Genomic DNA, 14,148 nt, shown 5'->3' on the forward strand with positions numbered 1-14,148 from the left:
ATTTTCGCCTCCGGCTTCATGATCGCCTTTGCTCAAAGCAGACTGGCCGCTGATTAACAGGCTCCGTTCCCATCAAAAAAAGGCAGCGATGCAGGATCGCCGCCTTAACCGTTTTCTACTGCTGAATCATTTTCCACCTTTTGAGCTGCCTTCCGGCCGGTCCGGTATTCACCCGGGGCCATGCCGGTCGTTCTCTTGAAGACGCGTGTAAACGAAATGGCATGGGCATATCCGACCCGCTCTGCGATCTCCTGCACAGAATGTTCTGTTTCTGTCAGCAGCCCCTTCGCTTCCTTCATTCGGATCTCGATCAGGAAATCAACGAACCTTTGTCCGGTGTTTTCTTTGAATAATTTACTCACATATTTGGCGTTCAGCTGAAAACGATCACCCAGCATTTCAAGAGACAAGTTCGGATTGGCAAAATCCCGCTCAATCATTTCGCATATGTTTCTGATGATGTTAGAGTATTGGTTTTCGTTCTGGAGCTTTTTCATCATTTCATAATGGTCCGTCAGCACATGCTTGATTTCCTGCCTCATTTGTTCCAGAGAATAGGAATTATCCACCTTTTCCGTCAGCTTCGGCAATTCTTCCTGCACCCATCTGTTGTAAATCTCCTTGCTCATGCCGGACATTTCGCGGCCGGTATAATAAATCAGATAATTCATCAGGCTGAAGATTTCATCATTGTTCAGGAAGCTGTTCTTCAACTGCTCGAACCATGTTTCGTAGTCGTCGCTCCAGTGATCTTTGAGCATTCTGAAGGATTGGATGATCGAACGGATTTCTCCCAAATGCGTATACACCTCGGCGATGCCATGGCTGGAAATATCCTCGTTTTGGATCAGACGGTTTTCGCCGAGCACGATTTTATATTTTAAAGCTTGCATCGCGCCTTTATACGAATCCGGAATTTCGTTAATCTGATCCGTGTCCCCTCCTACGCCGATCGTAATCGTAAACTTCAAATTTTGATGGGTCCAAGCAATGATTTGTTCGGCAAACGGGACAAGCACGGCGTCCTCGAAGCTGTCCTGGCCCCGTTCTTCAAACAGCATGATGGACAGATTGGAAGGGGACGTCCACTCCGACCACAGCCGGCAGTCCCTTTTCGAAGCGATCTCGTCCACCACCGTCCGCAAGGTAAACTTAAGCAGATCTTGGTCCGTCTTCGAATAATCTCTACAGAAGTCTCCGTACTTATCGATTTCAATGATGAGCATTCGATATCGATCCAGCGGTGGCGGCAAATTCAGCCGAGCTGCTTCAGTTCTCCATTCGGAAACGGTTGGAGGCGAGTCCCCTTCGATCAACTGGCGGAACATATACCGGGTCCGTACATGGAGGTCCTCCCGGTATTTCTCCTGATACTCCTTGGATTGTTCCAAAATGTGGTCGAAGGCGGATTCAATAAAAGCAAATTCATCCGGTTTTCCCTTCCACCAGCCGCCGCCGACCGCCGGGAGCGAATAGCTGCTGAACCGGGCGGCGATTTCCTCAATCGGCTTGGAATTTCGTCTTGAAACATAAATCATCCAAACGAAACCGATGACAATCATGACGATACCGACAATAAACCACAGGTTATAGAGAAAAGAGACAGCGCTTACAATACTGCTGTTTAACAAACCGCTTCCATATTTCCAATGGGTATAGCTCGATACGTAATGGGAAGAGACCTGGGATGCCGGCACATCCATCGAAGTGCCGAACAAGGCATTTCCGGCAGCATCCTGAACCTGAATGAAGCTGACCTTGGAATCCAGCATCTCTTTTGTAAGCCTGTTCAGAGATTCCGCAGCTACATTGATGACGATCATGCCGAGATCATTCTTCATGTAAGGCGACCCTCTGACCAGGCTGACCACCTGCTTGCCGCCTTTCATTTTAAATTGTTCAAAATTTCTGGCGCCTGTCCATTTTGGCGTTTTGGATAATTGATATTGCTCGATAAAATCGCGGTCCGGATAGGAGCTTACATATCCGTTCGTAGCGTCGCTGAGCACATAGCCGTCGGAATTCCTCACCAGATAAATCGAATCGATTAAGGGATAATAATTAATGATTTCCTTGAGCTTCTGGACGGCTTGGATATTGATATACGGATCACTTGCAGCTGATGATTGAAAAAAACCGTTCAAGGGATCGCTGTTAATGATTTCGAGGACGATCATGTTGTCGATCACCTTCAGGGACGTGTCCACCATTCGCATCGCTTGCAGGGAGAGCGATTTATTGACGTTGAGCGCCTCCCGCCGGCTCTGTTCGCTGAATAGCTGAAAGAAAACAAAAAATATAAAGGTAATCACAATGACAAAAATGGGCATATAAGAGAGCAATAGACGTTTGTACCATGATCTTCGCATGTTTAACCCCCGTACATTTTTCCTTCTTTTAGGTTGCCGCTGTTTCATCATAACCATTTTAATATGGAAATGGAATGAAAAATTGTCGTTCTGTCACGCCAAAAAAGACTGCCCCATACGGGACAGTCTTTCACGCAACGCAGGATTAGCAGTCGAAATACAGGCTGTATTCATGCGGATGAATACGGATGGAAACGGCTTTGGCTTCGCCGCGTTTCAGGTCGATAAAGTTATCGATGAATTCTTTGGTGAATACTCCGCCTTCCAGCAGGAACTCGTAATCGGCTTTCAGAGCGTCAAGCGCTTCATCCAGCGTACCCGGAACACTGCGGATCTGCGCTTTTTGATCATCGCTCAGCTCGTAGATGTTTTTGTCCATCGGGCCGTAACCAAGCTCAACCGGATTAATCTTGCGTTTGATGCCGTCCAGGCCGGCCATCAACATGGCGGAGAATGCCAGGTAAGGGTTCGCCGTGGAGTCCGGCGTACGGAACTCGATGCGGCAGCCCTTCGGCGTTACGGCAGCGACCGGAATACGGATTGCCGCGGAACGGTTGCCTTTGGAGAATACCAGGTTTACGGGCGCTTCGTAACCTGGAACCAGACGTTTGTACGAGTTCGTCGAAGGGTTCGTCAGGGCCAGAAGCGCTGGCGCATGATACAGAATCCCGCCGATATAATGCAGCGCCATTTCGCTCAGGTTGGCATAGGCGCCTTTTTCATAGAACAAAGGTGTGTCGCCGTTGAAGATGGATTGGTGAACGTGCATGCCGCTGCCGTTGTCTCCAAAGAGAGGCTTCGGCATAAAGGTTGCCACTTTGCCATACTGGCGAGCCGTGTTGTGCACGATATATTTGTATACGAGCAGGTTATCTGCCGTTTTCTTCAAGGTATCGAAGCGGAAGTTAATTTCGGCTTGACCGGCTGTAGCCACTTCGTGGTGGTGACGCTCCACGCGCAGTCCTGCTTCATCAAGCAGACGGCACATTTCGCTGCGGATGTCCTGCTGCGTGTCGACCGGAGCTACCGGAACATATCCGCCCTTCACGCCGACTTTAAAGCCCAGGTTGCCGCCGTCTTCTTTGCGGTTCGTGTTCCATGCGGCTTCTTCGGAATCCACATAGAAGGAAGAACTGTTCATGCCGCTTTCGTAACGGACATCATCAAAAATAAAGAACTCGGACTCCGGTGCGAAAAATGCTGCTGTTCCCACGCCGCTCGCCTGCAGGAACTCCTCAGCCTTCGCTGCGATACTGCGCGGATCGCGCTCGTAACGCTCGCCGTCCGGCGTATAGATGTTGCACATAATGTTCAGTGTCGGATGCGCGGTGAAAGGATCGACGAATGCCGCATCAGGATCCGGCATCATGACCATGTCGGATTCTTCGATGCCCCGGAAACCAGGGATGGAAGAGCCGTCAAACGCTACCCCGTTCACAAACGTTTCCTCATCCACTTCTTTTGCAGGCAAAGAAATGTGATGGGCACGGCCAGACAAATCTACAAAGCGAAAATCTACCCACTCAATTGCATTATCCTTGATTGTTTTCAACACGTTTTCAACCGACATGATCTCTTCCTCCCAATATCCGAACATTAACCCACTTAATTAGCGCGAACGTTCAGTATCTAATATTTATGTCGTCATTATAAAACGAAAAACCTGACATCGTCAATATCCATGTCAGGTATTTTTTTAATATGTGTTAGGTATTCTTACACCTTTAGCCGAGTACCCATTTAAAGCATAACAAACAGCCTGCCGAACGGTTGATCCCGTATGGCAGGCCCATTATATGGTTTGGTTATGAATAAACGAATCAAACAACAAACGCTTCAGCTGGTGCTTTCTCGGTATGGAATGTACGGCCGACTAGCGGTGCCAGCTTCTCCAGGTCCTTCAATAATGCCGCAAACTGGTCCGGGAACAGAGACTGTACTCCATCACCGGTCATCGAGTTGTCCGGATCGGTATGCATTTCGATGATCAGGCCATTGGCTCCGGCAGCAACAGACGCCTTGGACATCGGCTCTACCAGCTCGCGGCGGCCCGTGCCATGGCTTGGGTCGGAAATCACCGGCAGGTGGCTCAGCTGCTGCAATACAGGGATCGCGGACAGATCAAGGGTGTTGCGGGTATAGCTCTCGAATGTCCGGATTCCGCGCTCGCACAGCATGACATTCGGGTTGCCCCCGGCCAGGATGTATTCGGCAGCGTTCAAGAGCTCGTCGTACGTAGCGCTAAAGCCGCGTTTCAAAAGCACTGGCTTGCCGCAGGTTCCCAGTTTGCGGAGCAGGTCAAAGTTCTGCATGTTGCGCGTGCCGACCTGGAGAATATCGGCGTACTCCGCGCAAATATCCACGTACTCGGGTGTCATGACTTCGGTGATCGTCAGAAGGCCATGTTTTTGGCCGGCTTCGGCCATCATGATCAAGCCTTCCACGCCTACGCCTTGGAAGCTGTAAGGCCCCGTGCGGGGCTTGAATGCTCCGCCGCGGAGCACCTGTCCGCCTGCCGCCTTGACCAGTGCCGCGATTTCATCGATTTGCGCTGGAGATTCGACGGCACAAGGACCGCCCATGACTACCAGCTCTTCACCGCCGATTTTCACGCCTTTAATATCGATAACCGTATTTTCCGGATGGAAGTCACGGCTTGCCAATTTGTATGATTTTGTAATCTTCACTACATTTTCAACGCCTTTCATCTGCCGCAGATGCTCTGCAATCATTGGATCCACCTGTCCGACTAAGCCGATGACGGTGCGATCCGAACCTCTGGAAATGGATGCCTGCAGTCCGCTTTTCTCTATGACACGTACGATATCCTGAATTTGTTCTTCCGGAGTCGTGTTGGACGTAATAACGATCATGAATACCATTCCTTTCGTATTGAAGCGCAGAGCCTGCTGCGCAGCCTTGATATTTTAATTTAAAAGCTAGCGATAGGCTATTACATTTATCTCATCACTAATTTACTTAGACGCGTTTTAGCTTTTAAGCTTTTAATCACTAAAGCAACTATAACGTATTTACCTTCCTTCGTCAACACTAAGTCTTTACCAGGGAGGAATTCCGGCAATAAACCTGCATCTCTAAAATCGATCCGACCCAGCCATGACCCCGGAGCAGACAATTAGTTGAAATAAGCAGCATAACAAAAAAAGCAGTCCTCCCATACACGGGAAGCCTGCTTCGTTAACGATTATTTTTTGGCTTTGACCGGAGGCAGCAGCTTCTGCATGTTCACGGTCCGCTTGATTTCCCAAGTCTCCGGGTTGCCCGGATCGTACTGCTCCAGGTAGTTGATAACCTCTTTCGTGATCGGCGTCGGCGTCGATGCACCTGAAGTTACAGCTACCTTCTCAATGCCTTCCAGCCACTCCCGCTTAAGCTCGGTAATATCCGCGATCCGGTAGGCTTTGACATTCGCAATTTCTTCGGATACCTGAGCCAATCGGTTGGAGTTGTTGCTCCGAGGATCGCCGACGACGATCACCAGATCGGCTTGGCCGGCCTGCTCCGCTACCGCTTCCTGCCGCACCTGCGTCGCAAGACAGATTTCGTTGTGAACCTCTGCCCAAGGATACAGCTCAAGCAGACGCTTAACAATATGCTTGATATCCCATTGGCTCATGGTCGTCTGGTTCGTAATGATAATTCGCGAAGCGTTGACCTGGAGATCTGCGATCTCCTCTTCCTTCTCGATGAGATGCACGTGATCCGGGGCAATGCCAATCGCGCCTTCCGGCTCGGGATGGCCTTTTTTACCGATATAAATCACTTCGTATCCGTCCGCTACTTTCTCGCGAATCAGATCATGCGTTTTCGTCACGTCCGGACAGGTCGCGTCAACCGTTGTCAGACCTTTATCGCGGGCGATTTTGCGGACCTCGGGAGAGACTCCGTGCGCCGTAAAGATAACCGTCCCCTTCTCAACCTGGTCAAGGATATCCAAACGATTCGCACCGTCCAGCGTGATGATGCCCTCATCCTCAAATGAATTCGTGACGTGACTGTTATGCACAATCATGCCCAGTATATATATAGGCCGCGGGAGATCGAGGTTTTGCGCTGCCTGGCGCGCGAGCACCATGGCATCCACAACGCCGTAACAGTATCCGCGCGGTGATATTTTAATGACTTCCATTGCTGACTTCACCTGCTTTCCTCATGCTTAAAAAGCTATCGACTCCTTATTATACCCTATTCGAGGGGCGTCGGAAAGACAATCGGCAGCCAGATGACGAAGGTCGTCCCTTCTCCCTGTGTGGTGACCACTTCGACGGAACCCTGCAATTCATCGATAATCCATTTTGCGATGGACAGGCCAAGCCCGATGCCCTCGGTCATGCCGCGGGATTGATCCGCACGGTAGAAGCGTTCGAAGATATGAGGCACTTCCTCCTTGTCCATGCCTATTCCGGTATCGCTGATGCGAAGACCCACTTGATTTTGGTAAATGAAGGCGTCGAAGGTAACCTCCCCTTCAGGCGTGTATTTGAACGCATTTTCAATAAAAATGAACAGCATTTGCTGCATGTAATCCTTATTGCCGTTCACATAAATACCATTCAGGATGGAAAAGTCCCCTGTAACCCATTCCGCCTGACGCGGCAGCATTTGAGCCCTCCGCGCAACTTCCTCCACGAGAATCTCGAGAGGCACGGGCTCCTTCTCAAAGGTACGACCCGTATCCGCGCGGGCCAGAGACAGCATGTCGCTAACGAGTCGGCTCATCCGCTTGGATTCGTCTGCAATATCGCTGACGGCTTCCAGAGACATCGCATTCAGCGTTTCCTCATCCAGGTTCGGACGGTCCGAAACGTCTTTGGACCACATCTTTTGAAGCAAGTCGACATTCCCCCGGATGGTGGTGAGCGGCGTACGCAGCTCATGGGAAGCGTCCGACACGAATCGGCGCTGCGCCGCATAGGATTCCTCGAGGTTTTTATAAAAGCCCTCCATCCGGCCGAGCATGCTGTTGACCGTGTTGATCAGCTGTCCGATCTCGTCCTGCGGACCGTCGTAGGCAATCCGCACGCTAAGGTCCGATCCGTTCTGAATCTGTCCCGCGGCTTCAATGACCTTGCCGATCGGCGCCATGGATTTGCGGGCAAGGAAGAGCCCGAAGGTCGTCGCCATGAGGACCATAATGGTGCCGCTGATGATCAAAATCGTCCGAAGCAAATTCATTAGATTTTGCTCATGCCCCGTAAATACGGCCAATTGCAAAAAACCGATTACTTGTTTTTGAATTAGTAAGGGCTCTTGATAAACTAAAAAAGAGCCTCCATTCAAATAAATTGTAACAAATTGTTTAGCGGCAGTGGCATTTTTGACAGTAGGTACAGGAAATGCGGACTGAAGTTGAAGTTGATCCATATTTCTTGAAATGTAATTTAGGCCATTTTGGTAATTATGGATTTGTCCATAAATCTGAGCTGCCTGAAAATCTGTTTTACTGTCTAGTCCAAGATCAATTTTGCCACCTTGGTTCAAATCTAAAATAATATTCGTAGTGATTTGCTGACGCTGACTTATAAGTTTCTTTTTCAAATCGGAGTACGTATTATAATGAACCACTCCGTACACCGCCGACCCAAACAAGATGAGCGTAACCGCCAGAATGCAGGTATACCAGGCCGTTAGACGGAGACGTATTGACATGTTTATGAGTCACCTCGCAAAATATAGCCCGCTCCCCGGATGGTCTGAATCAGCCGTCTGCCTCCATGTTCCTCGGTTTTTTGGCGCAGCATCGCGATATAGACTTCAAGCACGTTGGATTCGCCGCTGTAATCATATCCCCAAATTTTATCCATAATCAGGTCGCGGGACAGCACCCGCTTCGGATTTTGCATGAACAAGTGCAGCAGCTCGAATTCCTTTGCCGTCAGCTCGAGCCGTTTGCCGCTGCGCAGCACCTCTCTTGAATCAACGTCGAGGACAATATCCTCAAAGGTCAACCGATGATCCTCTGCATCCTCCTGGCCAGGCTTGCGGCGGAGCAGCGCCCGCACGCGGGCCAGCAGTTCTTCCAGCGCAAACGGCTTGACCAGATAATCGTCGGCTCCAAGATCCAGCCCTTTGACCCGATGCTCGATCTCGTCCTTTGCCGTCAGCATCAGGACCGGGACGCGAATGCCTCCCTCGCGCAGGCGGCGGCATACTTCGAACCCGTCTATCTGAGGCATCATGACATCCAGGATGACCAGATCCGGCTCGCTGTTCAGCACGCTTTTCAACCCTTCCGCCCCGTTACTCGCGGTAATGATATCATACCCTTCAAATGCCAGCCCCCGGCGCAGCATGGAAATAATTTTGTCGTCGTCGTCAATAATCAATATTTTAGATCGCATATCTGAATGCTCCTTCGTTCCAGTACTCAAGCTTTGTCAAACAATGCTTTTGCTTCTATTGTAGCAGTGAATTTTTGCCTTTGCATCTTTATACAGCAACAGCGGAAGGGACCTTCCCTTCCGCTGTTAAAGTGGATATCTCCTTCTGGTTATTCCTGACCGGTTGTACTAGAAGGAATTTTGTATTTATTTTTGTCACCGATGGTTACTTTCAGATCCATCTTTTTGTTATTGCGGACAATATTCAATGTTACCGAATCGCCAACCTTTTGTTTTTGGATAGAAGCGACCAGGTCGGAGTTGGTTTTGAAGCTGGTACCATTAATGCCAGTAATGATGTCATACGGACGAAGATCGGCTTCATAGGCAGGGGATTTGAATGTAACGGCAGTAACCACACAGCCTTCCGTTATGTTCGTTCCCATTTCTTTTGCCACTTCACTGGTGAGTGTCAACAATTCAGCGCCGATGAATGGAACCGGATCTTTAGGGATCTCTTGATTATTTTCGAGCTTGCTCACCACGTTCTTGATGGTGCTGGTCGGAATCGCAAAACCAATGCCTTGGGAATCCGCGCTCACCGCAACGTTCATGCCGATGACTTCACCGTTCATGTTCAGCAGTGGACCGCCTGAGTTACCGGGGTTAATCGAGGCGTCCGTTTGCAGCAGATGCTGGTATTTGCGCGTTCCGGATCCTGTTTCTTCATTGATGTCAATGGTACGTTCACGGGCACTCAGTACGCCGCTTGTTACGGTATGATCGAAGCCTTGCGGGTTACCGATCGCAACGACGGGCTGGCCGACCTTCAAGCTGTTGGAATCCCCAAGAGGAACGACAGGGAAATCCTTGCCTTCGATTTTCAGAACGGCGAGGTCAAGATCCTTCGATTTGCCAAGAAGCTTGGCTTCGTAAGTTTTGCTGTCATTTTCGATCGTTACCTGAATGACATCGGCATTCTCAACCACATGCTCATTCGTGAGAATGTAACCTTCTTTATTGTAGATAAATCCGGAACCGATGCCGTAAGGAATCAATTTGGATTGATTTTGATTTTGAGACTGTGATTGGGATCCTTCGTTCGATTGGTTTCCATAATAATCGCTTCCGTCTCCGTTCTGATTTCCAAAGAAATACGAGAACGGGTCATTCAAGAACGGATTGGATTGGGATTGGGAGCTGCGGTTGCTTTGCTTCACGAGCGTTTCGATCTTAACGACCGCAGGTCCTGCTTCCTGCACGACACCGGATACATCCGTTGGCTTGCTCAAAGGAAGCGACGTGTTCGATGTCGTACCGCCGCTGCTGCCCGTTTCCGGTGCAGCCGATACGGTGGTGCTAGGCTGTTCGACCGATGACATCGCCGTATCCGGCGTAAAAAGATTCATTCGGTCCGAAGTGAACATCAATGCGCCAACCACTACGACGCCAGCCAGAAAAGAAATCAGGATCGCTTTAACAGAGGTTTTCGGCTGCTGCTTTTGGTTGAACTGCCAGTTGCCGCCTCCTCCTGTTCCTCCGCTGTTTCTGCCTGCATTGCCGGAATCGGTGGAAGAGTAATAAGGATTAACGGACGGAAGCGGCCTTACCGGATTCGGCGGCGTGATTTCGACGTCCTCCTGTTTATGGCTTTCCACTCCGCGCTGCTCGGCATTTTCCTTACCGATCGATTGGAACGGTCCGTAGGAATAGTAGTATGATGAAGTACCCGATTCAGAAGACTGCTGACGTTTGGTTGTGTCGTTTTCGAATTCATCTTCCGGTTGACCGGATCTGTTTCTTTCGTCCATGTGTTATGCCTCCTATACCCTCATTTATATTATTTCCGTATGGGAACTGTTTAACTGTTTATATCATGTACTATAAACCTTAATAGCAGATTAAAAACAATTAAAAAGGAGATAAGAAAACACAATTATCGATGAAATAGCACAGAAGCCAGACCGCATTTAGAGGAAGGTTTTCTTGCGAAATCAGGTGGGCTCATCAGCGATGCATCTCATTTCTGATTTCTAAAGAAAAAACCGTTTATCGACGAAAATCCTCAGAAGCCAGACCGCGTTTAGATGAAGTTTTTCTTGCGAAATCAGGTAAGTTCCTCAGTGAAGCTTCTCAATTCTGATTTCTAAAAGAAAACAAAAAAAGCGCAGTCCTCTAGGACTGCACCCATCCCTTCCGATGCGCATAAATGGCCAGCTGCGTACGGTCCTCCAGCTCGCATTTCATCAGCAGGTTGCTGACATGCGTCTTCACGGTTTTGATGCTGATATGCAGCTCCTCTGCGATATCCTTGTTGCTTTTGCCCTCGGCAATCAGCAGCAGCACTTCCTTCTCCCGCTCGGTCATGCCGGAGGAATCGCCTTGTACGGTGCGCTGGCGGATGCCGCGCGTAAGCGCCTGCGATACGTCGCCCGTCATGACGGGCATGCCGCGGTTAGCTCCCTGCAGGGCATAAATCAGCTCATCTGCCGACACGGTCTTCAGCACATAGCTGACCGCACCGGCCTCGACCGCGTCCACGACCAGATCGTCCTCCAGAAAGCTGGTCAGAATGACGATTTTCATTGATGGGTACTCCGCCAGGACCGCTCTCGTCGTCTCTACGCCGTTCATCACCGGCATCATCAGATCCATTAGGATCAAATCGGGAAAATGCTCCGGCGCTGCATTTCGCAGCCACTCCACGACCTTGGAGCCGTTATCCGCCTCCCCCACCACTTCAATGGAGGGATCCAGCATCAAATACGTTTTGAGCCCCATCCGCACCATCTCATGATCATCGACAATCATTACTTTTATGATATCGGTCATTCTTCCTCTTCCTCTCCCATCTGATGTTCCATGCCGGCCGCTTCTTCCACAAACTTCGGTATATGTACGCGAATCGTCGTTCCGGATCCTTGTCGGCTGATGATTTCCACTTTGCCGCCTAATTTTTCCGCACGTTCCTGCATTGTCGACAACCCATAGGATCCTGTCTTGTGCGGGACCTCGTTAAAGCCCTGTCCATCATCGCTGATGCTGAGCACGACCTGCCGCTGCTCCTCCCGGAGAGACATGCTGACGAGACGCGCATTCGCATGCTTGACGATGTTGGCCATCGCCTCTTGTATGATCAAAAACAGCTGATGCTCGATCGCTTCCGACAGTTGCCCCTGCAGCTCGACTTCCTTCATGCCCTTCAGGCCGTTTTGGCGGCAGTAATCCGGAAACCACATCTCAAGAGCCTCGGCCAGGTTCTTGCCCTCAAGCTCTACCGGCCGCAGCTGGGCGATCAGAGCCCTCATCTGCTTTTGGGCCATCTGCGACATCGAGATCAGCTGGGTCATGACGACCTGCCCCTGCTCCGCATTCCGCTCCAGCACCTTGGGAAGGGAAGAGGCGGACATATGGATGGCGAACAGCTGCTGGCTCACGGTATCGTGCAAATCCCGGGCCATGCGCCGACGCTCCTCGAGCACAGCCCGCTCCGCCGCCTTTTCCTTCTCTACGACCTCCTGCTCGCCCATCCGCTGCAGCAGCATCATTTTCTTTTCCATCGCTTCCATCAGATTGTTGAACTCGTGATAAAGCCGCGTAAAGGTGGGGTCATCGGATTCCTCGATCCGCACCGCCAAATTCCCTTTGGCTACCTGCAGCATGTTGTACTCCAGAATATCAATTCTGCGCTGGATCCGCTGCCCGGCCATGTAACCGATCACGATGGATAACAGCAGGAAGCCCAGGCTTGTGTAGACCCAAACCCAGGTTCCTTTGACGACCAGATATCCGCTGTCCGCCCCGATATACAGAACCGCGCTCATCAAGAGTCCGGTCAGGAGAAAATAAAACAAAAGCACCCATTTTGTGTTTTTCAGAATATTCCGCATCCGCTCAACCTACTTTGTTCACTTTAATGTCGCCGATAAACGCGCTGATGTTAATGCGTATCTTTTTCCGCGCTTCCTTATAAAAAGGCGTCTTCGTCTGGAAGCTGCTCATGAACCCGCTCCGCGCCTCGTTCAGAACCGACATATCGCCGATAAAGGAGCTGGAGTTGACCGAGATGCCCAGATCCGTATCCTCAGGCACATATACCTTAATGTCCCCGATAAAAGCCGAAATGTTGATCTTCGTTTCCCCGAACGGAATATGGGCATTGGTCAGATCGAGCACGGTATCCCCAATAAATTGGGAAAGGTTCGTCGGTTTCAATTCAAAATAATCCCGGCCCAGATGAATATCGCCGATAAAAGCCGAGCGGTTGATCTTTTCGCCGTCCCGGTGCGATTCGTGATGCTCATCCCATGCAGCATGATCGTGGCGTCTTTCATGTCTCATCTGCTGCCGGATATGCTGGTGATGCTTCTTCTGTTCCTTGTATCTCTTTTTATAATGCTTGTAACGATCCTTCACATCATCGTCCAGTTCATCCGGATCCAGATCATCGTCGTCATCGCCACCCATGCTGAAGCTTTTACGTTCCGCTTCTTTGCGCTCGCGCTCCGTATAAGGTATGCCGAATTTTTCCTCAAACTGCTGATCGAGCGTGGATTTGGCGGTCAAATCCTCCGGCTCCGGCGGTTCGGGAGTAAATGCGGGCTCGTTGTCCCTGTGCGGCTTATTCGGCGGCGTATGAGGGTCATTCGGCTTGAATATGACATATAGACCCGCGATAATCAGCAATGCCGGAATGAAGATTTTGAAAAAGCTGCCTGGCGTAAGCCATATCCACCCTTCGTTCCTTCCCAGAAAGTAAGTCCCGATGAGCAGCAGAACCGCCCCACCGATAAAAGACTTTCTTCCCTTCAACAATTCCTTCAGCCCCAAAATAATCAGTATGACTGGCCAGTATTGGCCGATGACATAACCGAGACTGACATCGATGACTTCAAGCTGGTTGAGCAGAAATATAACGCCGATCCCGATCAGCACGACGCCGCCGAACAGCCGGTCCAACCATCGTCTCTTCATGTTTCATGTCCCCTTATCCGTTAAACTTCATCTCGGAAAATAATCTGCTTTCGTGATTTGATATCAGTGTACAACATCTGCTGCATAACGGATAGCGGCGCGGGAATGATGTTATGCTCGGTCTCCAGACCGAGGCGCCTGGATAACATTTACAGCAAGCAAAAAGCACCCGCTCATACCGAGCGGATGCTTCTTGTTCAAAACGTATGTTTCCGGAGATTAGTTCTTTTCTTTGAATTCCTCGTCAAACTTCTCATCCGGTGTTTTGTAGTTGCTGTTTTGAGCCGTTTGGCTCGTTTGACTTGTTTGGGAAGAGTCCTCTAGAGCAAATTCCTCATCGAACTTTTCGTTAGGCGTTTGGTAGTTATCTTGAATTTTTTGCTTTTTCATCTGGATTCACCTCCCTGTTTCTTATATGCTCATAGCGGCGTTAAGGCAGCCCAGGGGCGTGATTCTTTTCCCCA

At 50.1% G+C, this 14,148-nt stretch carries 11 protein-coding genes; all 11 read right to left on the minus strand.

The window, feature by feature from the left end; translation table 11 throughout:
* Window positions 1–104: 104 nt before the first annotated feature.
* Entirely contained in the window at window positions 105–2,369 is a 2,265-nt protein-coding gene (locus ACTHPM_RS12880) for a helix-turn-helix domain-containing protein (RefSeq protein WP_440395967.1), read from the minus strand.
* 145 nt (window positions 2,370–2,514) lie between these two features.
* Window positions 2,515–3,939 (minus strand): type I glutamate--ammonia ligase, encoded by a 1,425-nt coding sequence (glnA, locus tag ACTHPM_RS12885; RefSeq protein ID WP_440395966.1) that lies wholly within the window; start codon window positions 3,937–3,939, stop codon window positions 2,515–2,517.
* Between the two features lie 250 nt (window positions 3,940–4,189).
* On the minus strand, window positions 4,190–5,242 hold the full coding sequence (gene aroF / locus ACTHPM_RS12890; protein ID WP_440396249.1) for a 3-deoxy-7-phosphoheptulonate synthase: 1,053 nt from the start codon (window positions 5,240–5,242) through the stop codon (window positions 4,190–4,192).
* A 332-nt stretch (window positions 5,243–5,574) separates the two neighbouring features.
* A complete protein-coding gene (locus ACTHPM_RS12895; RefSeq protein WP_440395965.1) occupies window positions 5,575–6,519 on the minus strand; it encodes a 4-hydroxy-3-methylbut-2-enyl diphosphate reductase in 945 nt (314 codons plus the stop codon).
* A 56-nt stretch (window positions 6,520–6,575) separates the two neighbouring features.
* A complete protein-coding gene (locus ACTHPM_RS12900) occupies window positions 6,576–8,039 on the minus strand; it encodes a sensor histidine kinase (RefSeq protein WP_440395964.1) in 1,464 nt (487 codons plus the stop codon).
* 2 nt (window positions 8,040–8,041) lie between these two features.
* On the minus strand, window positions 8,042–8,731 hold the full coding sequence (locus tag ACTHPM_RS12905) for a response regulator transcription factor (protein WP_440395962.1): 690 nt from the start codon (window positions 8,729–8,731) through the stop codon (window positions 8,042–8,044).
* Window positions 8,732–8,880: 149 nt separating this feature from the next.
* A complete protein-coding gene (locus ACTHPM_RS12910) occupies window positions 8,881–10,521 on the minus strand; it encodes a S1C family serine protease (protein WP_440395961.1) in 1,641 nt (546 codons plus the stop codon).
* Between the two features lie 364 nt (window positions 10,522–10,885).
* On the minus strand, window positions 10,886–11,542 hold the full coding sequence (locus ACTHPM_RS12915; protein WP_440395960.1) for a response regulator: 657 nt from the start codon (window positions 11,540–11,542) through the stop codon (window positions 10,886–10,888).
* A complete protein-coding gene (locus ACTHPM_RS12920; protein WP_440395959.1) occupies window positions 11,539–12,600 on the minus strand; it encodes a histidine kinase in 1,062 nt (353 codons plus the stop codon). The genes ACTHPM_RS12915 and ACTHPM_RS12920 overlap by 4 nt, the downstream gene beginning before the upstream one ends.
* A 4-nt stretch (window positions 12,601–12,604) precedes the next feature.
* Complete coding sequence (liaF, locus tag ACTHPM_RS12925) at window positions 12,605–13,684, minus strand: cell wall-active antibiotics response protein LiaF (RefSeq protein ID WP_440395958.1); 1,080 nt, start codon at window positions 13,682–13,684, stop codon at window positions 12,605–12,607.
* A 219-nt stretch (window positions 13,685–13,903) separates the two neighbouring features.
* Window positions 13,904–14,074, minus strand: coding sequence for a hypothetical protein (locus tag ACTHPM_RS12930; RefSeq protein ID WP_440395957.1), 171 nt, complete (start codon window positions 14,072–14,074; stop codon window positions 13,904–13,906).
* Window positions 14,075–14,148: the final 74 nt, after the last annotated feature.

The sequence above is a fragment of the Paenibacillus sp. SAFN-054 genome, assembly GCF_051966755.1.
Taxonomy (GTDB): Bacteria; Bacillota; Bacilli; order Paenibacillales; family Paenibacillaceae; genus Paenibacillus_AQ.